The organism is Neobacillus niacini (assembly GCF_023715415.1).
GTDB lineage: Bacteria > Bacillota > Bacilli > Bacillales > Cytobacillaceae > Neobacillus > Neobacillus niacini_C.
Genome location: NZ_JAMBOB010000010.1, coordinates 118,448 through 138,548 on the forward strand (window position 1 = coordinate 118,448; position 20,101 = coordinate 138,548).

Annotated in this window: 16 protein-coding genes and 1 pseudogene; 5 read left to right on the forward strand and 12 right to left on the reverse strand. The window is 35.9% G+C overall.

Features of this window, described 5'->3' with window-relative positions:
* Positions 1-582 precede the first annotated feature (582 nt).
* The 3 genes and pseudogenes from M3189_RS21870 to M3189_RS21880 all read right to left on the reverse strand — a co-directional run bounded on the left by M3189_RS21870 (position 583) and on the right by M3189_RS21880 (position 4,774).
* Positions 583-1,728: a hypothetical protein gene (locus tag M3189_RS21870; RefSeq protein ID WP_251637926.1), complete on the reverse strand. Its 1,146-nt coding sequence runs from the start codon at positions 1,726-1,728 to the stop codon at positions 583-585.
* A gap of 1,090 nt (positions 1,729-2,818) precedes the next feature.
* A pseudogene (locus M3189_RS27340) lies at positions 2,819-3,142 on the reverse strand (hypothetical protein); the annotation flags it as partial.
* Positions 3,143-3,358: 216 nt separating this feature from the next.
* On the reverse strand, positions 3,359-4,774 hold the full coding sequence (locus tag M3189_RS21880) for a glycosyltransferase (RefSeq protein ID WP_251637927.1): 1,416 nt from the start codon (positions 4,772-4,774) through the stop codon (positions 3,359-3,361).
* A gap of 143 nt (positions 4,775-4,917) precedes the next feature.
* On the opposite strand from M3189_RS21880, the gene M3189_RS21885 reads away from it, so the two are divergent.
* Both M3189_RS21885 and M3189_RS21890 read left to right on the forward strand, forming a co-directional pair.
* On the forward strand, positions 4,918-6,120 hold the full coding sequence (locus M3189_RS21885; RefSeq protein WP_251637929.1) for a glycosyltransferase: 1,203 nt from the start codon (positions 4,918-4,920) through the stop codon (positions 6,118-6,120).
* A gap of 84 nt (positions 6,121-6,204) precedes the next feature.
* Positions 6,205-6,528 (forward strand): hypothetical protein, encoded by a 324-nt coding sequence (locus M3189_RS21890; RefSeq protein ID WP_251637931.1) that lies wholly within the window; start codon positions 6,205-6,207, stop codon positions 6,526-6,528.
* Between the two features lie 353 nt (positions 6,529-6,881).
* Here the strand turns inward: M3189_RS21890 and M3189_RS27230 are convergent, their stop codons facing one another.
* From M3189_RS27230 to M3189_RS21930, 8 genes are all read right to left on the reverse strand, one after another.
* The gene (locus M3189_RS27230; RefSeq protein ID WP_353057477.1) at positions 6,882-7,655 is read right to left on the reverse strand and encodes a hypothetical protein; all 774 of its coding nucleotides are present in this window, start codon (positions 7,653-7,655) and stop codon (positions 6,882-6,884) included.
* A gap of 167 nt (positions 7,656-7,822) precedes the next feature.
* The gene (locus tag M3189_RS21900) at positions 7,823-8,746 is read right to left on the reverse strand and encodes a GDP-mannose 4,6-dehydratase (RefSeq protein WP_251637933.1); all 924 of its coding nucleotides are present in this window, start codon (positions 8,744-8,746) and stop codon (positions 7,823-7,825) included.
* A 1-nt stretch (position 8,747) separates the two neighbouring features.
* Positions 8,748-9,707 (reverse strand): GDP-mannose 4,6-dehydratase, encoded by a 960-nt coding sequence (gene gmd, locus M3189_RS21905; protein ID WP_251637935.1) that lies wholly within the window; start codon positions 9,705-9,707, stop codon positions 8,748-8,750.
* A gap of 154 nt (positions 9,708-9,861) precedes the next feature.
* Positions 9,862-10,989: a glycosyltransferase gene (locus M3189_RS21910; protein WP_251637937.1), complete on the reverse strand. Its 1,128-nt coding sequence runs from the start codon at positions 10,987-10,989 to the stop codon at positions 9,862-9,864.
* Between the two features lie 46 nt (positions 10,990-11,035).
* A complete protein-coding gene (locus tag M3189_RS21915) occupies positions 11,036-11,638 on the reverse strand; it encodes a class I SAM-dependent methyltransferase (protein ID WP_251637939.1) in 603 nt (200 codons plus the stop codon).
* Between the two features lie 27 nt (positions 11,639-11,665).
* Positions 11,666-12,661: a glycosyltransferase gene (locus M3189_RS21920; RefSeq protein WP_251637941.1), complete on the reverse strand. Its 996-nt coding sequence runs from the start codon at positions 12,659-12,661 to the stop codon at positions 11,666-11,668.
* A gap of 122 nt (positions 12,662-12,783) precedes the next feature.
* Positions 12,784-15,138: a glycosyltransferase family 4 protein gene (locus M3189_RS21925; RefSeq protein ID WP_251637943.1), complete on the reverse strand. Its 2,355-nt coding sequence runs from the start codon at positions 15,136-15,138 to the stop codon at positions 12,784-12,786.
* A gap of 213 nt (positions 15,139-15,351) precedes the next feature.
* A complete protein-coding gene (locus M3189_RS21930) occupies positions 15,352-16,734 on the reverse strand; it encodes a sugar phosphate nucleotidyltransferase (RefSeq protein ID WP_251637945.1) in 1,383 nt (460 codons plus the stop codon).
* Positions 16,735-17,014: 280 nt separating this feature from the next.
* On the opposite strand from M3189_RS21930, the gene M3189_RS21935 reads away from it, so the two are divergent.
* From M3189_RS21935 to M3189_RS21945, 3 genes are all read left to right on the forward strand, one after another.
* Positions 17,015-17,338: a hypothetical protein gene (locus tag M3189_RS21935; protein ID WP_251637948.1), complete on the forward strand. Its 324-nt coding sequence runs from the start codon at positions 17,015-17,017 to the stop codon at positions 17,336-17,338.
* A 151-nt stretch (positions 17,339-17,489) separates the two neighbouring features.
* Positions 17,490-17,870: a hypothetical protein gene (locus tag M3189_RS21940; RefSeq protein ID WP_251637951.1), complete on the forward strand. Its 381-nt coding sequence runs from the start codon at positions 17,490-17,492 to the stop codon at positions 17,868-17,870.
* 10 nt (positions 17,871-17,880) lie between these two features.
* A complete protein-coding gene (locus M3189_RS21945) occupies positions 17,881-18,465 on the forward strand; it encodes a hypothetical protein (protein ID WP_251637952.1) in 585 nt (194 codons plus the stop codon).
* A gap of 1,178 nt (positions 18,466-19,643) precedes the next feature.
* On the opposite strand, the gene M3189_RS21950 is transcribed toward M3189_RS21945, so the two are convergent.
* Complete coding sequence (locus tag M3189_RS21950) at positions 19,644-19,964, reverse strand: hypothetical protein (protein WP_251637955.1); 321 nt, start codon at positions 19,962-19,964, stop codon at positions 19,644-19,646.
* Positions 19,965-20,101: the final 137 nt, after the last annotated feature.

Genomic DNA, 20,101 nt, shown 5'->3' on the forward strand with positions numbered 1-20,101 from the left:
CGATGAGTTGATTACACTTTATTTTTTTTAAGCTAATTTAAAACTCCATTTAAATTTTAAAGGGAGTTTCCTTGTTAATCCTCTAAAAGAGGCTTGAGCAATACTACTATTTTGGCTGTTTTGGCTATAGCACAAAATAGCAGCGCTTTCAACAACATAATCCACTATTACGTAGGAATTGAACCTAATCCTCTCAATCACTCTTTGAATATACTATATAAAGAACAATTAGTTATGTTTCTTTTACAGAACAATAAATAACCCATTGAATAAAAAATAATATCAGAAAGGATATGCACCTGTTATTTTATTATTTCTTGAGAATATCCAGGTTTAGAAATTTTTGTTGCATAGAAAAGCTCAGATCCATTTAGATCTGAGCTTTTTCCTTTTAATAATTGGAACAACCTTTTTAGCCCGACTTTAAACCAGGTTTCAAAAAATCTCCTCTCCAATTATGGTTGTCTTAACTTGAAAGCAGTATATGAATCTTAATTGGACATGTTTAAATGGAGGATTATTTGCTTCTTGTTATTACTTTTAACTTTTGTACTTTGTTCATCAGGTCAGAAAAATCTTCATTTAGAATCCAAAAAAGCTAATAGTGACCGATCCATTATTTGTGTTACTTTGCATGCTAACTTGGTTGGTTCCATTATTCAGTGACAGGCCTCCTTGACCACCGGTGGCAGTAGTGGCGGGGAGACTAACGTTACTACCGTTACCACCGTTGCCGCCATTGTAGCCGCCGCCACCACCGCCGCCTCCATTAAAGGTCAATGTGGCATTGGAGGCACCGCCGCCGCCGCCGCCGCCGCCGCCAAATCCGCCGGCTGCTCCATTGTTAGCAGGGTTTGGAGTTCCCGTTCCGCCGCCACCGCCTGCTCCTGTAAGATTAATAGCCACACCACCTATGCCTCCCGTAGCGTTAGTACCATTACCACCATTGCCACCACTGCCGGTTATTCCTGCTCCGCCGCCACCACCTGCTGGACGTACACCAGCTGTCCCGCTGGAACCGCCTAAACCGGTATTACCGCCACTAAGTGATGCGTTTCCACCAGAAAGGCCGTCAGTACCACCACCGCCACCGGCTGCAGCGACTAGCAATGTGGTAGCATTTAAAAGTGCCCCTCTCCATACAAAGGAACCTCCTCCTCCTCCGCTGCCGCCTGCGTCAGAAGCATTACCGCCTACCTGTCCAACTAGTACTGTTAAAGTTTCACCAGGTGTGACAGGAAAGTCCCCTTGTAACGAAGCCCCAAAACCACCGGATCCAAGACCGGTTCCACCACCTCTCGCACCTACAGCTTGAATTCTAGCAAAAGTGGCACCTGCTGGGACATCAATTTCTTCAGTGTCCCCCGTAAACACAAAAGTTTGTTCATCTAAAAGCACAGGTTCTGGTGGTGGTAAAGTTCCGATTAGATCTAGAATGTTTTCAAATTTGAACTCTAGTAACATTTCCTTTTTAATCACGTCACGAAGAGTTCTTTGAACACTAGTGTTGACATCAAGAAGATCCCCTAATGAAACCTCTGCAGGTGAAAATGTGACCCCAGTATCATCTAATGTTCCCAAAACAAATTGCAGCTTTTCTGCCTCAGCGTTCATGATGTGAGCAAGAGCCAATTCCTCTAAAGCAATGGAAGCTAATAGCAGAGGAACCGTCTGCTCAGTAGTCACAGAAATAAGTGGAGTAATATTAGGAATATTCGGAAAAGACATATAAATTTCTCCTTTCAAATTTTTTCTTGAACATAGGTCTTAATAGTTGTGTTAAAAGCAACATGCCAATAACCTATTAACCTACTATCCCTTACTATTTTATTCAGCTAGTGTTTACATAACTCAACACTTGTCCCATTGTAATGCGGATTTTCATACTAAAAAGAGCCCTTTTTTTAAAAGGGCTCTTAGGCTTGAGCAATGCTACTATAGTGGTTGTTTTGGCTTTAGCAGAAAAATAGCAGGGCTTGCAGCAATAAAATCCATAATACCTTAGGAATAGAAAGTAATCCTCTCAATCACTCTTTGAAATTACTATAAATAACAATTAGTTTTGATTCTTATACAGAACAATAAATAACCCATTGAAAAGAATAATAGCAGAAAGGTTATGCACCTGTTATATAATCTTTTGAGTATGTCCACGTTTAAGAAATTTTTATAGCATTGAAAAGCTCAGATGCATTTAGATCTGAGCTTTTTCTTCTTAATTAGAAACCTTTCTAGTTCTACTTTAAACATGTTTTTTTAGGTTTTAGTCTCTTTAAATTGTAATTATGTTTCAAAATATGGCCTATGGACAAGTAGTAGTAATCGTTAAAGACCAGCCACCAGCAATAGTGCCTGAGTCTGCACCAGCATCATCGAAAACGAAAAGATTCCATGTACCGTTTGGATTTGTCCCATCGAATACGCTTAATACAGATCCATATGGTGGTCCTGGTGCTGGCCCAGGGAGAACATCTCCGGCTCCGATATTTGTAGGCTGGAACGTATTGGAGACGAATGGAGATGGGATTGGGGTTGGCACTGGAGTTGCCGCATCATCGTCAAATGTTAACGTGACACCGACAATGTCAAATAATCCTCCTGCATCTGACATAAGCATAACATTCTGCCCTTGTGGTCCAACAAGCAGAATATCAAGATCACCTGGGAAAGTATGGGACATGTTGTTTAATGTTGCTGTCACCTTAGCGATAGTTCCATTCAACCCTGAAACATTAATAGGTGATGGATATGGTGAGGCTGGACCTTCGGTATCACCATTGATAATAATCGATTGAGGATTAGTAAATGTAGCTGATGTTGGAGAACATGAAGCTCCTATTAGATCCAGTACATTTTCAAACTTGAACTCTAATAACATTTCCTTTTTAATAACATCACGAAGAGTTCTTTGAGCACTAGTGTTGACATCAAGCAGATTCCCAAGTGAAACCTCCGCTGGAGAAAATGTGACTCCTGTATTATCCAATGTTCCCAGAACAAATTGCAGCTTTTCTGCCTCCGCATTCATAATGTGAGCAAGCGCTAATTCCTCCAAAGCAATCGAGCTTAAAAGCAATGGAATCGTTTGTCCAGTAGTAACCGATATCAAAGGTGTTATATTCGGAATATCCGGAAAAGACATTATATATTTCTCCTAACTATCAGTTAATTTTGCAAATAGTTGTACGATATTATGAAACAAAAAGTCGCATAACCTATTTACTCTTCAGTTTATTCTTTATATCTTTCTATGAATGTGCATTTATCCTATTACATATTTGGAGTTTTTAATATACATGAAAATAAAAAAGCAAAGTCATCTTCACAGACACTTTGCTTAATTTGCTTTCAAATAGTTTTATTTTGGATCAGCTTCTTTCATATAACAATATCTCATCATACGAAAAATATTTTCTTGAAAATCTTTACTTTGTTTCTCCATGTTGTGTGCAATGTAAGCAAGATGCTCGATCGCATGGCTATAGGTTTCCTTTTCAATATAAACAATAGCAGTGTTGTATCTTGCCATAAGGGTTTCTGGGTATACAGCCAAAATATTCAAATAGACCCCTAATGCATCTTCAATACGATTTTCAGCATACAACTGATTCGCTCTTTCTAGTTCCTTCTTAATAATATCCTCATCGGTTCGAATAGGCCCCTTTTTTAAATGAACCAAATGTCTTATCCTGCCTAATACATACCGGGAGCTTTTTTCCCATGTGAAAGAAGACAAAATATGTTGACTCCCTTTCTGTCCTTTCTCCATAACTAACGTTTGATTCTCATAAGCCAATCGCATAACCTTCTGTAATTCGTTAGGATCGATCGACAGCCACCATGGAAAATCGACCGTATCGAGATTTCCAACTTTTTTGTCCGGTAGAGTAACCTCCTTCGATGGAACAAAGAACGCAGTTTCCTCCGTGCAAAAATCTACACAAGATCCTTTATCTGGCACAATCACTGGAGTACCACATGCCATCGCCTCAGCAATTGGCAACCCGAATCCCTCACCTCTGTACGGATGAACCAAGCAATCACACGCTTTATACAATCCAGCCAGCTCTATTTCGGAAAGCTGCTTATCGATATATTCAATACGTGGATGATTCGGGTCAGACATTGCTTCATGGATCATTTTTTCCAGCGTTATTCCTTTGTAAAAAGATTGAGTTCCAGTATCTTTGATGAATAAGCAAACATCATCATCTATAGTAAACTCTTTAAGGTATGCTTGTAGTAAAATATCTATTCCCTTGCGGCCAATTGTCCCGCCGACAAAGAGAAACTTAAAAGAAGATGAATCCAATGCTAGAGGCTGGACGTTTGGATGGAATAATTTTTCATTGACGCCAAGTGGTATGACATGAATTTTACTTTCAGGAATCCCTGAGCGGAAATAGCTTTCCTTATTGTATAAACTGTAAACCCAGATTTCATCTACCCAATACATCATGGGAATATACCACTCTCTCGGGATAGCTCCAAATTCCCAGGGCTGCATACAAACCGAAATCACATTTTTAAGTTGCGGCCAATTGGGCGGCCACTGATGAGAGATCGTCAAGTCGGGATTAGAAAATGGGATAAATGACTTTTTTTGACTTTTGATATATGGATCAAGCAACTTTTCTTTTTCAGGTATCTCTTTTCTAAGATTTATATCTCGACTTTGCTGAAGATACTGGCAAATATTTTGATTCACAATCGAAAGACTATGTCCTGCAAATTGAGATCCTTTCCAATTAAGTTTCACAGTATCAACCTTCAACATAATCCTCCTAATGTATTAGTTTGTTATTTTCCTTCACTCATGATATGGCTTTTGATTATATAAGGTTCCAATCATTCACTTTTACCTTAATCTAAACATACGATGAGGATGAATATTTACTGTCAAAAGGAGGAAATACCATGGATGACCGACGACTGTCGCTATGTATGATAGTAAAGGATGAAGAAAACTTTATTGAAGGCTGCCTCAAAAGTGTAAAAGATTATGTGGATGAGATAATTATTGTCGATACTGGCTCCACTGATCGAACGGTTGATATCTGCAAATCATTCGGTGCTCAGATTCTTACTTTCCCTTGGAATGGGAGCTTTTCAGATGCACGTAATTATGGCTTGGAGCGTGCAACAGGGGATTGGATCTTGTGGTTAGATGCCGACGAAGTAGTAGATACTTCTGACGCTAAGAAGCTACGTGAAGCACTCAAATTCGATGACCTGCTCCTATCTGTTCATTTAATCAATTATTATGGTGACAGCCCTGATCCAAACAAGACATTTGATATTGCCCATACCCGGCTTTTTCAAAATCACAAAGGTTTTAAATTTAATAATAAAATTCACGAGATGCTAAATGCCAATGAAATTATTGCAAAATTTAACGAAGATCCCACCATTAAAACTGTGCCTATTAAGGTATTTCATTACGGATATTTGGATCCTGTCAATAAAGAGAAAAAGAAATCTGAACGTAATATCGGTATGCTAAAAGACGAGCTCAAACAAAAGGACTACAGCCCTTGGATCGAGTACCATATTGCGAGTGAATATTACCGTCTAAAAAACTATAATGAGGCATTTGATTATGTCAATCGTTCAATTATGGGATTTCTGAAACAGCTCAAAACTCCTCCATCTCTTTTATATCGATTAAAGTATTCAATATTGATTAGTTCAGGCAGTATCGAAGGGGCATGGCCTGGTATCGAGAGAGCTGTTACCCTCTATCCTGATTATGTAGATCTCCATTTTTATAAAGGCATTATTTTAATGGTTAAAGACTTGTTCAAAGAGGCTTTGGAGGTATTTGATCTCTGCCTTGAAATGGGAGAAGAAAATTTACAGCATCTTACTTTAAAGGGAGTTGGGAGCTTTCAAGCCTTATACTACAAAGGTTGCTGTTTAGAAAAATTAGGGAATATTGAGGAAGCTGCAAAATGTTATGCACGGGCCTCTAGTCTATCATCTACTTTTATCTCGCCAGTAGAAGCATTGCATAAAATAATGGAAAATCATCAAGACGTCTTTACAGCATTACCAGAGGATGATGAGGATAAAGCATTAATTACCAAAATACTATCCATGAGCACAAATAAAAATAAATAATATCTAAATATATTACATTAGCCCTCTCTAATAGTGAAGTGAAGTATATAATATACTATTCCAACAAGAAAGAGAGGTATTGAAATGTCATTTCCAAATATCCCGAATATTACTCCACTAATTTCGGTCACTACTGAGCAGACAATTCCACTGCTTTTGGCTTCCATTGCTTTGGAGGAATTAGCACTTGCTCACATTATGAATGCTGAAGCAGAAAAGCTTCAATTCGTTCTAGGAACATTAGATACAGATGTTACCTTTACTCCTGCTGAAGTGTCATTAGGGGACCTTCTTGATGTCAATGCTAGTGTTCAAAGAACACTTCGTGACGTAATTAAGAAGGAAATGCTGTTAGAGTTCAAGTTTGAAAATATTCTTGACCTAATCGCTATCACTCCTCTTCCTTAAGGAACACATCACCCTCAATTCATCCCCTAACACTGATGAATTGGGGGATATTCTTTACAATATGAAAAAAAGTGTACCGTTCAATAGAGAATTACTTTTATGGGTGTTTACTATTCTATTTATTAATCAAGAAGGGTAGATAATTTTTCGTACTCAGTATTTTCCTTTTAATAAAGATACATAGTAAATGGAAAGTCTGACCTTAAATAAAACTAATAAATCCCTCAATTTATGAATTCGAGGGATTTTCTTAGTTCTTAAAGTCTTTGCTAAATTTGCCAATGCTACTATTAATTAGTTACTCATTGAAAACTAATGGATTTTAAAAGAAATTGATTTGTCAGATTTTTGGCTTAAGGACAGTTTGATAAATCCATTTCAGCTAACCCAACATTTGTCACAGTTGACGTGAAGATATTTCCATTTCCTGAAATAATTAGTTGAATAAAATTTTCCTCAATTAAAGTTAGAACATAACTAGGATTTGTACCAAACACATTAGTACCCGTAATTGTTCCTTGTCCAGAAATTGTTACCGTTTGATCGCCCGGACAATTAGGTACAGTAAAAGAATCAGCATTAAATTCAAAGTCTGGAAGTGGAGGGTTCGCACCTAGAGCAGTAAAATTATACGTAAAGAAGTTATCATCTGATGAACAGTTTTGACAAAAAAGCCCCATGTAGTCTACATTTCCACTAACGTCGTTTCCATTTAATGTAGTAATTGCATTCCCTGTTCCTCTAGAAATATCAAAAGGTCCACCTGCTGGCCCGGTTACTCGACAACCACAAGGCTCTGTTTCTGGTGTTCCCGGGGTAACGGAGATAAGCTCCAGAACATTTTCAAATTTAAATTCAAGAAGCATTTCCTTTTTAATAACATCACGAAGGGTTCTTTGAACACTTGTATTGACATCAAGAAGATCCTCTATGGAAACCTCTGCAGGAGTAAACGTAACAGCTGTATCTAATGTTCCTAGAACGAATTGAAGCTTTTCTGCTTCTACGTTCATAATATGAGCTAGGGCTAATTCTTCAAGTGCAATGCTTGTTAAAAGTAACGGAATTGTCTGCTCTATAGGAATAGATATAAACGGAGTTATAGTAGGAAAATTTGGGATAGACAAAATTAATTACCTCCTTTCAATCTTTATATTGTAAATTATGAAAAACTACTCAAAAAGAAACGACAATTGTCCCAAGCCTAATAGCCTTTTTTTCCAGCATGCTATCTTCAAGACTCAAGACAAAACTGGGCAAAAGAAAAACAGCCCCTTTCTCAAGAGGCTGGATTTTACAAGTCTTTTAACCAATAATCATAAATATCTATTAAAGTATCTTCAAGTTTCCTTTTCGGTTGCCATCCTGTTAAGGTGAACAATTTTTCGGGATTTCCTACTAATCTAGGGGTATCTGACACTCGTATTCTGCTTGGGTCAACTACTAGATTAATCTTTTTATTTGAAAAACTTATTAATATCTCTACTATATCTTGAATATTGACACCTTGACCCGTACATACATTATAAGCTTCCCCCGCTTTACCGAAACATGCGATATGGTAATAAGCTTCTACGATGTCCCTCACATCAGTAAAATCCCTTGCAGATTTTAAATTTCCAATTCGAATGATAGGTTCTTGTGTTCTTCCTTTATTTATTTGAGCTATTTGATAAGCAAAATCAGTCGTTACAAATCCTAATTTTTGCCCAGGACCGATATGATTAAAAGGCCTGGCATGTGTGACATTTAATCCATATGATTTATGATACAAATTTACAAGCATACTTAGGGCACACTTGCTGATTCCATAAGGGCTGACTGGATTTAATCTGGTTTCTTCGCTAACTTTGTCTAAATTGTCCGGAATTCTTCCATACTCCTCTGATGATCCAACAGTCATCACTTTTATATGGTCATTTACTTTCCTAACAGCTTCCAATAAATGAATCGTTCCAATCACATTTCCTTGAATAAAATCAGCTTTATGTTCCCAAGAGTCCTTCACATTACTCAATCCTGCAAGGTGGAAAATGTGCGTAGGCTTGATTGTTTCAATTAACTCCATGATTTCTGATTCAGAAAGTAAATCTACTTTAAAAATATGTTTCTCGCCTCTATTGGATCTGGATGTCCCATAAACATCAGCTTTATCCTTCAAAAAAAGTTCAAGATATTTCCCGACAAATCCGGTAATCCCCGTTATGAGTGCTTTCATTTCATTCCCCATACTTTTTCAGGTCATGTTCAACCATCATTTTTATTAACTCCTCAAAAGTAACCTTAGGCTCCCATTTCAACTCCTTTTTCGCCTTTTGGGGGTCTCCTAGCAATAAATCTACTTCTGCCGGCCTCATAAATGCAGGATCCTGGATAACATGCTCTTCCCAATTCAACCCGACATGGTTAAAGGCGATTTCAACAAGTTCACGGACTGTATTCGTTTTTCCAGTAGCTACAACAAAATCGTCCGGCTTTTCCTGCTGAAGCATCAGCCACATCGCTTTCACATAATCACCAGCAAAACCCCAGTCCCGTTTTGCATCAAGATTGCCTAGTCGAAGCTCTGATTGAAGTCCACATTTAATTCGAGCTACAGCGTCTGTTACTTTTCGAGTAACAAATTGTATTCCTCTCCTTGGCGATTCATGGTTGAATAATATCCCCGAACATGCAAATAAGTCATAACTTTCCCGATAATTAACTGTAATCCAATGACCAAATACCTTAGCAGCACCATAAGGACTCCGTGGATAAAAAGGAGTTGTTTCTTTTTGAGGGGTTTCTACAACCTTTCCAAACATTTCGGAGCTAGATGCCTGGTAAAAACGAGCATCCGGCTTTACCATCTTCACTGCTTCCAGAATATTTAGAACCCCAAGACCAGTAACCTTAGCTGTATAGACAGGCTGAGGCCATGAATCTGCTACAAACGATTGCGCACCAAGGTTATATACTTCATCAGGTTTAGAAAGCTTTACAGCCTGTATCAATGATGATAAATCAGACAAATCACCGGATATAAACTCTATTTCATTTAGTATATGTTTAATATTTTCATAGTTTTCTGTTGAAGTTCTCCTTTTTAACCCATATATTTTATAGCCTTTATCAAGAAGTAATTCAGCTAAATATGAGCCGTCTTGACCGGTAATACCTGTTATAAGAGCTCTTTTCATGGTGTCCTCCCCTTACTTTTTTGGTGTAAGAATTCCCATTGTATCTTTATGCTGTTACAACTCGCTTCTATTCCCTCTATCTAGGAAATAAAAAAACTTTATATGTAAGGAGCAGGCATTTTTGCTGCCATGGTCCTCCATATAAAGTCCAAGTTTAAAAAAATAATCGTTCTTTCATTTGCTCTGCAATCACTTGAGGAGAGAAATGATTTCTGATATCTTGTTTTGCCTGTAATGAAAGTTCTTCTCTTTTTTTATGATTTTCAAATGCTTCCCGCATCACTTTTCTAACGTTGTCTTCCTTTACCTTTGCCCATTTATGCCCATAATAGTGGATAGCTCTTGTGCGCTGCAGTTCAGGGTGTACGAATTCTAGTTCATTTTCTGGTTCTATTAAAAAGCTATTATGATTGTTCATATATTCTGTGACTCCGCTCCAGTTAATGGATATCGCCGGTTTTCCCATCGCCATTACTTCCATCTGAGGCATCCCCCACCCGCAAGCTCTTTCAGTAGAAACATAGCAGTCACAGCTTGAATACAAACGCAGCAAGTCTTCTCGAGGAGTATTTTCAATCATGAAATGAATATGAGGATTATTTGGCTTATTAGGTATATACGAAGATACTAATTCAAATAGATTCTTTTGGCTGATCCACCCAGGAACGTAGATCTTTAAAATTAGACTAACGTCATCTTCTGCCGTGAATTCGTTACAATAGCTTGGAATGAGCAAATCCAACCCTTTGCGGTAATCAAACGCTAATGTGTATATAAATTTATAAGACTTTACTTCAGCAGGAAATGGATATGGATCAAATTGTTTGGTATATTGGCTGCTCTCAATTGGATAATGTACGACATGTACTTTTGAAGGGTCAACACCGGATTCTGTGAATGTTTGGTAATTAAAACGGGTAGGAACCCAAATTTCATCCATATCATTGCAAAAATTTGCCCAATGAAGGGGGATTCGGTTTGTTTCAAATAAGGTAATTCCAATGGTCTTATGAAAGCCTTCTTTCCCTATCCCGATAAATGACTCCGGAGTACCATGAATCACAAGGATGGGATTATCCCCCAATGCCTTTTTCGATCTAAGAAAACTATTTAGCAGTTCAATGTCTTCTTCTCCAATTTCCTTATTAATCTTTGCCGAACTTAATAAGAGTACGGGGAGATCAATATGTTTCAACGCTCTTAAATAATTCCTGCTAACATTACCGTAGCCTCCCATATCACCTATGGGTCCTATCCATAAAATTCCTGAAGGTTGAGTCAAACCACCCATCTCCCTTTAATTAAATTCTATTGATTGAAGGATTACATTATCGCCCTTCTCTGCAAAATTGAAAACATATCATCGTACCCTCAACAAAACAAATATGATCTCCTTCATTTCTATTGAAAGTATCAATCACTTCTGTTACACCTGGTACAAGATGGTTTCCATAATCGTGCCAGCAAATAATACCGCCTTTTCTTATCACTTTCCGAGCTAATAGAGTATCTAGGAATACACCTTTTTTCGAGTGGTCGCCATCGATAAAAATGAAGTCGGCTTCAGGGAGATCTGATGGTTCCAAATCCCGGGAACCATTTGGTTTTACAATTAATTCCACTCTAGGGTCATCCTTGACATATTCCCCAGCTATTTGTGGAACTTCCCCCCTTTGAATAGATAATGTAGTAGTAAAAGAGGGTATGACATCTATACCAATATATTTTTCAATCCATGGGCTATTATCTAAAATACATTTCGCTGTCCCTCCGCGCTGAATTCCAATCTCAATAACAGTTTTAGGATAGAAAGTCCGTGAAAGGGCAATTAATGCCTTTACATCATCAGGAGTGGTGTAAAAAGGTACCTCTCCATTAAAGACACCACTGCCAAATATTTTAAAGAAAGTATCCTTATTTAAATTACTCATAATGTCCTCCATAAGATCGTTTATCATTTAATTACTCAAGTATTCCTTCCATTGTTCTTTTATCTTCTGTTTTCCGAATATCTGAATGGCTTTTGCCCTGGCATTTTTACTTATTTCTTTCGCAAGTTGTTCATTGTACAATAATTGATTTAATGAGTCTCGTAGCTCTAAAACACTATCAAATACAAACCCTTCTTTTCCATTTTCAATAATCTCATGAACTTCAAAGGTCCTTTGTTTAAGCAATGGATGATTTCCTTGAAATTCTGAAACAGAAACGATTGGAATACCTGTCATAAAGGCCTCGATAAAACCTAGAGTATAACTTGTAATTCTCGTACCTGTATAAAAATATGTCCGATTTTCCCGTAGTTCTTGTTTCACCTGTGCATATGTCAACATTCCGCCACTTTCCGGTGCATCCTCATTTCCTGGACCAAACAATTTGACTGGTAATCCCCTACAAGCTATATGGAATAAATTATAATTAGAACCAATCCAATTCTTTTTCATGCGTTGGCCTATGGTCATAATTTGATTTTTACTCCCTTCCCAGCCGCCATACTCGTCGGGATCTTTGTAAAATCTAATCATGGCATCTTCCCCAATATACTCAGGGATTTGACTTTCTCTAGGTGAATATCTAACTATTTCCATTCCTTGCTCCCGGTATGGACGAAGTTTCCTCTCAACCTCGGGGGAAGATTGACCGATTGACCTCCATATCACCCGTTTATGTTTCATCTTCTCCCAGTTTTTTGTGATGATTGAGGGATCATGCATAACAATAATGACATCCTTATCTTCGATCATTTCAGGATGTAAATTATACTTTGAATAGCGATCTACTAAATCAACGAAATCTGGATCAATAGGCATTTCATGAAGCGGATGGCGGTAAGAACTTCCTAAATGCGGACGGGCATAGGCCCCATGTGAAAAACATTCGTGCCCTAATTCCGTAAATAACTTCAATTCATCGTATTCCAATACGTCATGAACTGATAAATATAAAATTCTCATGATGTACTCTTCCTTCAGTATTTTTTAGTTAATCATTAGGATTAATATAAATGTATGAATGAAAAACGACTTTTGGTGAAATTTGAAATGAGACCCTTGTGAGGAAATAGGAAATGAATATATTAGTGAGGATTATTATTGAATATTCTTTTTTGTATTTCGGAATCAAATTTTTCAGCTAGTCTTTCCCAGTCCAATTCCTGAACTGCATAATGAAAAGCATTTTTAGCTAAGGTTTCTTGTAGCTTTAAATCTTTTATTAATCCATTTAATTCAGAGCTAAATTCATTTATGTTACAGATTATTGCATGTTTTCCATTTTTTATATTATATCCTCTTGCACCTACTGGAGTTGTTATGGTTGGCAATCGGTTCGCGAAATAATCGGCCATTTTAACATTAGACCCGCTGCCATTTATCATAGGATTTAGAGCAATATCAGCGTTCTCCATTAAAGAAATTTTATTATGATGATCGATTTCGCCCATTAACTTTATATTTGGTCCAATTTTTTTATGAGCAAAAGCATGACATACAGAACCTACAATAATAAAATTTGCTTTTACAAATGGTGCAATCTTTTCAATAATAAAATGAACTGCTTCATTATTAGGGGGATGACCGCTACCTATAAAAAGAATATTCGGAATTTTTGTTTTATCTGTGAAATTATATTTTGAAGTTTCTCTAATTTGAACACCGTTGTTTATTGTAATGATGTCTTTTATCTCTTCTTCCTTAAAATATTTTCGCAAATATTGGTGATCACAATCTGATACACTAATCATAAATTGACTTTTTTCACAAGCCAATTCCTCAACTTTCATTACTTGTTTAATCAAAAGATCAAACTTGGGATGGTTTTTCAATATTGTTTTCTTTAATTCCATCTCAGCATTAAAGCTTTCATAGATGACTGGTTTTTCATTAGAATTTTCCAGTATTAGTGCCATATATGGATGAACTAAAATAACAACATCAGTAACATCATATAAATTTTGATGAATTAGTTTTAATAAATTATTAGATATGCACATATAAGAAGATATAATATCAGCAAGACTTACTGGATGCTGATGATGCAAAATAAATTCTTCTACTTTATGTTCATGACTTTTGGGAACGGAAACCTGGAAGAACCCCTCTGCAATCTGTACCTTATTAATTTGATTAGAATGATTAAAACAAAGTAAACAAATTCTGTATTTTTTTGCTAAAGCACTATATAGGTGATTTATTCGAATAGCCCCGCCGGAATTGGGATTACTAGCCTCAAAATCATTTAACAAATAGAGTGTTTGTACTTTATTAGATTCTAACTTTTTTATAGTGTCTTTTACCCTTAATGCAATGGATTCCCAAGAATATTGGCTATTAATATATTTTTGTCCAGATTTAGCAATCGTTTTTAATCCTTTTTTATTTTTCAATCGATTCAGCATAATCATGGCGAAATTCTCTTTATTGGCACCGTAATAATGAACTCCATCAATTAATTCTAATCCTCTTACTCCTATATCCGTTGATATAAGCGGCAGCCCTGCGGATAAATACTCTAATGTTTTTAAATTTGTCCCTGCTCCATGAAACATTGGATTAATTGCAATATCCGCCATTGAAAAAAGCTCAAATTTCGTTTCTTCATCCACTAACCCTAACATTTTTACATTACTCTTTTTTATATGTTGAAAGGATTCAGTACATTTACCAGCTACAATAAAATTGATATTTTCACATTGATCAGCTAAATGATGAACAATATAATCAACTGCTTCAATATTAGGGGGATGAGCGCTTCCAATGAAAAATGCCGTAGTAGATTCTTCACGGTTTCCTCGGGGAGCCCATTGATTTGGATGAATACCATTGGGCACTAGCAGGATTTTATCTTCATTTATTTGATAACTGGATATAAAGCTTTTCTTTTCATCCAATGAGGTTACAAAGATTAAATCAGAATTTTTCACTAATGTTCTTTCCATATTCTCAATATAATGAATAAATTGATTTGCATTTGTTCCTGTTAATGTTTGTTTTAATAACAAAGCTTCATGATTATAGCTATTGTAAATCCTTGGTTTATGATCCATTCCAAAAAATAAATCGTACTCTAACATATAGGGAGAATCATGAATAATAATTTCAGCGTTTTTGTAAAGTTCATTATAGGCAGTATGATATTCATTTGGAAATTTAGCAGATAATCCATTTACAATCCCAGATACTTCGGCACCAACATTTTCTTTATTTAATTTTAAATGTAATTGTGTATGAATGGCTTCTTTTGGCACCCTGAATTCTCTAAGGGTTTCTGAATGATTAACAACTTCGAATGGAGTATGTTGATGTGTTGGTGATAAGAGGGTAATATCAAAAAATTTACTAAGTTCTTCATAAAAATAAAAGTATCTCTGCTCTCCTCCGCTTTTCGGAGGAGTGAATGCCGGAAAAAAATTTAACACTAGAATATTGCGCATTTTTTCACCTCATCAAATGCTGCCTTTAGATACAGCATATTATATTCAAGCCTAATAGAAACGATAGTACTATTTCCTATAGTTCTTAAAGCTAAGGAAATATTAGATTGAGAATACTATTTAACTTACAAAATGCTGCATTAAAAAATCCTGGTATCTTCGAAAAATGTCCAGGATTTCTAATAAGTTTAATAACATAAATATACAGTGGGATTACTCACATCCAATTGATTTCTTCATCTCCTCCCAGGACATAAACAACCTAACAATATCTTCTTCCTCAAGCTCACTCCCCATTTGAACCTCGATAAATTCAATATCCTCAATGGCTTTGATCCCATGTTTTGCACCGACCGGAATGTTTAATACATCACCTGATTTTACATAGAATTTTTCATCATCCAACACAAATTCACCTTCACCTTTAACGATCACCCATACTTCACTTCGTTTGAGATGGTATTGATAGCTGATGTTTTGCCCTGCAAATACACATAAACGTTTTGTAAGTACGTTCATACCATCGGTTGATTCCTTATAATCTAAAACACGGTACCATCCCCAGCGGCGTTCTTCATACATTGGTCGTTTCTTATCATCTTTTACTAACTCTTTAATTTGATGGCTTTTCGATTTGTCTGAGACTAAAATACCATCCGGGCTCGTCGCTACAATCATATTTGAGGCACCAATTACCTTGACAGGCATGTCTAATTCGTTAATTAAATGGGTATTTGTGCAAGTATCACTCAATGTCCCTCGGCCGATGACTGATGTTTGTATTTCCTCCGTTAATGTGTTCCAAGTACCTAAGTCCTTCCAATATCCGTTATACGGAATAACCGCAATCTTTTCCGCCTTTTCAACGATTTCGTAATCAAAGCTTATTTTAGGCAGTCTTTCGTAAAGCTGAGTCATCTCATCATACTTCGTAGGAAGTCCTCTTTCCTTCAATAGCTTAATGATATACCCCAGCCTAAATGCAAAAACACCACAGTTCCATAATGCTTTTTCTTCAATTAATAGTTCTGCCTGCTCTTCTGTCGGTTTTTCCTTGAACCCCCTAACTGACTGATAGGTTGTTTCTAAATCATGCTCTTTTTCATTATTGTTGAGCATGATATAGCCATATTTCGTTGCTGGATAGGTAGGGGTTACACCTATTAAGGCAATATCCATTCCTGAGTGTTTGATAACATCCTCTAAATACGCAACTCTATCAAAAAATTGATCTTCCACAAACGGATCGACCGGCATGACTGTCATAACTTCATTTAAACTAACTCCGATAACAGAATATAAATAAGTCGCCGCTAATATAATCGCAGGAAAGGTATCCCTTTGCTCTGGTTCAATGATCAGCGGTACTTGGTTTCCTATTTGACTGCGAATAATATCCATTTGTGTTTTATTCGTTGATATATATGCTATATCTAGTAATTGCGTTTTTTCCAATTGCCTCCGTATCCTCTGAACCATTGACTCTAACTTCTTTTCAGGACTCGTTAGAACCTTTAGAAATTGCTTTGATCTAGAGTTATTGGAAAGTGGCCACAGACGCTTCCCTGATCCACCAGATAACAATATAAGTTTCATTAATACACCCCAAAACCATAATTTCTTAGAAGATTTAATATCATATGTGGATAGATATTTATTTGTATGGGGCATCTGACGAATTATAGATGTATAAAAAGAATTGGTTATGAGGGAATTGCTCATCGATATATTTGATTCATTGAGGAGTGTTACAGAAAGCATCATTAATTGAATGGGAAGTCCACAAAAATGGGCAATCATTTTAAGAATTATAAGTGTCTTTGCCAAGCCCGAACAAATAGACTAGTACTATGACCTACGAAAAAGAGGTGAACCGATGTCACAGGCCAATATACCTCCTATTACTCCATTAATTTCAATTTCGACAGACCAGACAATCCCATTACTTTTCGCTTCAATTGCACATGAAGAAATAGCTCTTGCTCACATTATCAACGCCGAAGCCGAGAAGCTTCAATTAGTATTAGGAACATTAGAAAACGGGACTACACTAACTTCTGAAACAGTTACACTTTCCAACCTGCTTGATATCAATGCAAGTGTTATAAAAACTCTTCAGAACATTATCATGAAGGAAATGTTGCTGCAATTCAAATTTGAAAATGTACTTGAACTTATTTCAATTAGCCCTCGTCCTTAAACAATTTTCTTGTGGCTAATTAGAGATAATGACTAAGTATTACAGTTGGTATGAGAATTCTAAAGCACTTTAGTTCAACGTACCAAAAACTGGTGATTTATCACCAGAACATTATAAAATTCAACATATGTTGGAGGAAAGGAAGAATTACATGAGTATGCCAACTTTGCCACCCCAACCCCATAGGCCATGTTTGTTTCACACAAAAATTGATTTATTAGAATCAATAGCATTAGAAGAAATTGCTCTAGCACATATCTTAAATGCAGAGGCTGAAAAAGTTCAGGCATTTGTCGGTGAGTGTTTTGATTTTCCCACTCATCCAACAAATAAAGAAATATTAGCAATTAATAAGTCAGTTAATCAGCTAATTGAAACAGTGCTAATGAAAGAATGGCTTTTGCTCCGTAAGTTAGAAAATGTATTGGAGATAGAGTGCGATTGTTGTAAGAAGGATCATAAGAAGGATGATAAGAAGGATCATCATATGGATACTATTTGCAGCCCTTTTAAACCATTAGGATCACTTTGAGGGAAAAGAGATGAAAAAAACATTAGATGAAGAATATGTGAATTGTTTTCATTCGATAGTTCTAGAAGAGAAATCGATTAAAAAATGGATGAACACTTATTCATTACTCACTCAAGCAATTACGTCTTCTGAAAAATTGGATGATCAAAGCAAGGAAGAATTTTGTATATTTTGCTTAATACCTTTTTTAAAGTTAATTATACAGCTTCAGCAACTTTCTGATAAAAAAGTAAAATTATGCATAAGGTATACAGATTTAATGCTCAATGAGGAAATAGACTATTCAAAAGACAACTCAATCGAAGATGCACTTCGTGGGATTGAAAAAATGACGCATAACATTTCTATAAATGAATGGCATCGTCATGAACTTCGAGAGGCACTTGAAACGCTCCTTCATCATACAAAAAACAGAAAAAATTTATGGGACAGAATCGTAAATGAACGCAGCGTATGGAGCAATAGTGTAGATGAAAGCAGTACAGATGAAAGCAGCGTTTTGGAAAGCAGTTTAGATGAAAGCAGCGTTTGGGTCAGTGGGAATCAGAGTAATAATAACACTAAACTTATCTGGACCAATCCTCATATTTTATAAAAATGCATTCGTTTTAAGTCTTTCTAAGAAAAAAAGAGTATATTAGTACTTCAAAAGAATGGGATAAGGATAAATACCTTGTTCCTCTACATATTTTCAATCTCTTCCATAGATTATTTTTTTGAACGAACCTTACTATTTTTATAGTAGTTAATGTTCCCAAGAATGTAAAAAGCTTGTCCAAAAGATAGTCTTTTTGAGCCATTTTTGGGATTTGGACCAAATATCATTAAGAAAAATCCGTAACTATTTGTTTACCATGGTATATATTTGTGAAATTGTGAACATTATTTAAAGTTCAAACAGTACCAATTATATACATTGAGCAGGCTGGTTGTTAGGAGTAGAATATATAAGTATTGTTAAATTTAAGTGAAAAATAAAATTAACAGGATTACTTTTTATTTTAGAGGTAACATTGTGAAAGTCATAAAAATAATTGTTCAGGTGTGTTTGATTTACTTAATTTCTTTATTAGGAGATTTCATTCAGAAACAATTTCATTTACCTATCCCCGGATAGTATTTTAGGATTTCTGATTTTATTTATTTTATTATCATGCCATATACTTCCTGAAAAATGGATTCAAGAATGATTTTTCTTTTCCAGCTATTGAAAAAGAAGATTTCACCTTTACTAGGCATTTGAAAAAAAAGACGAACATCTACTTTTTACATCAAGATTAACGATCAATGGGGAGACAACAGAAAACACTATTCCTTTATATCCAGTTACATCTCATCAATTAATTTCAATACTTAAAAAAGTCGGGTTTCAAGTGGTGGATGTGTACGGAAACTTTAAAGGTGAAAATCACTCTACTGAATCACCAGCATTGGTAACTGGTGCAAGGAAATTATGATTTAAGGAAGGTCAAGCCTTTCTATCTATTTTAGGCAAAGTAAAAAGGCAACCTGGTTGCCTTTTTTTAAAATGAGTTGCACTATTTATTCACTCCACATATCCAGAGTGCATGTGCAACACATGGGATACTGATGGGTTACAATCTTCAAGATAATAAATATCTAACTTTAGCAGGTGTTTTTTTGAGGGAGAAAGAAATTCATAAGGTTATCTGGAGATGATATAGAAATTGTTTACAGATGAGAGTACTTTCGACGATAGAAAATATGGATACGCAGAGAATTTTGAAGAAACTAGCAAATAGTATGAAAACATTAGCCAAAATACACTCTTACACTCCCTTCTATTTTAACTGTTGCTAAACAATTTTGAATAAAATTCCAGATTTGTTTTAAATCCCAATTTTTCTCAGATAAGGAATTTCCATCGCCATAAATTTGATTGTAGGTATGTAAAGCTTTTTCAATTTGTTTAATTGAAAAGGTGGTACTGTTGCCAGATCCACTGACCCCTGCATAGAATTCATTTGCATCTAGTAAACTGTACAGGATGATAGAATTATAATTTCCCATGCTACAACGAGCATAAGCAATTTCTTCTCCTGCTTTATTTAATCCTGATATATCGTGACCCATGTATTACCCTCCTTCAAAATTTACTAACAAGAATTATTTAGTTTTAGGAAACTTATAAACAAATATATGTTTACATGGTTACCACTCCTTTCGGGTCTATTTTTATTAAGGATTTTTCTCGAAATTTTAATTAAGAA

What these genes read in the sequence shown, in the direction of transcription:
- M3189_RS21940 (WP_251637951.1), top strand. Translation starts at nt 17,490, where the DNA reads ATGAGTATGCCAACTTTGCCACCCCAACCCCATAGGCCATGTTTGTTT.
- gmd (WP_251637935.1), bottom strand. Translation starts at nt 9,707, where the DNA reads ATGAAAAGAGCTCTTATAACAGGTATTACCGGTCAAGACGGCTCATAT.
- M3189_RS21945 (WP_251637952.1), top strand. Translation starts at nt 17,881, where the DNA reads ATGAAAAAAACATTAGATGAAGAATATGTGAATTGTTTTCATTCGATA.
- M3189_RS21915 (WP_251637939.1), bottom strand. Translation starts at nt 11,638, where the DNA reads ATGAGTAATTTAAATAAGGATACTTTCTTTAAAATATTTGGCAGTGGT.
- M3189_RS21950 (WP_251637955.1), bottom strand. Translation starts at nt 19,964, where the DNA reads ATGGGTCACGATATATCAGGATTAAATAAAGCAGGAGAAGAAATTGCT.
- M3189_RS21925 (WP_251637943.1), bottom strand. Translation starts at nt 15,138, where the DNA reads ATGCGCAATATTCTAGTGTTAAATTTTTTTCCGGCATTCACTCCTCCG.
- M3189_RS21920 (WP_251637941.1), bottom strand. Translation starts at nt 12,661, where the DNA reads ATGAGAATTTTATATTTATCAGTTCATGACGTATTGGAATACGATGAA.
- M3189_RS21870 (WP_251637926.1), bottom strand. Translation starts at nt 1,728, where the DNA reads ATGTCTTTTCCGAATATTCCTAATATTACTCCACTTATTTCTGTGACT.
- M3189_RS21935 (WP_251637948.1), top strand. Translation starts at nt 17,015, where the DNA reads ATGTCACAGGCCAATATACCTCCTATTACTCCATTAATTTCAATTTCG.
- M3189_RS21930 (WP_251637945.1), bottom strand. Translation starts at nt 16,734, where the DNA reads ATGAAACTTATATTGTTATCTGGTGGATCAGGGAAGCGTCTGTGGCCA.
- M3189_RS21900 (WP_251637933.1), bottom strand. Translation starts at nt 8,746, where the DNA reads ATGAAAGCACTCATAACGGGGATTACCGGATTTGTCGGGAAATATCTT.
- M3189_RS21890 (WP_251637931.1), top strand. Translation starts at nt 6,205, where the DNA reads ATGTCATTTCCAAATATCCCGAATATTACTCCACTAATTTCGGTCACT.
- M3189_RS21885 (WP_251637929.1), top strand. Translation starts at nt 4,918, where the DNA reads ATGGATGACCGACGACTGTCGCTATGTATGATAGTAAAGGATGAAGAA.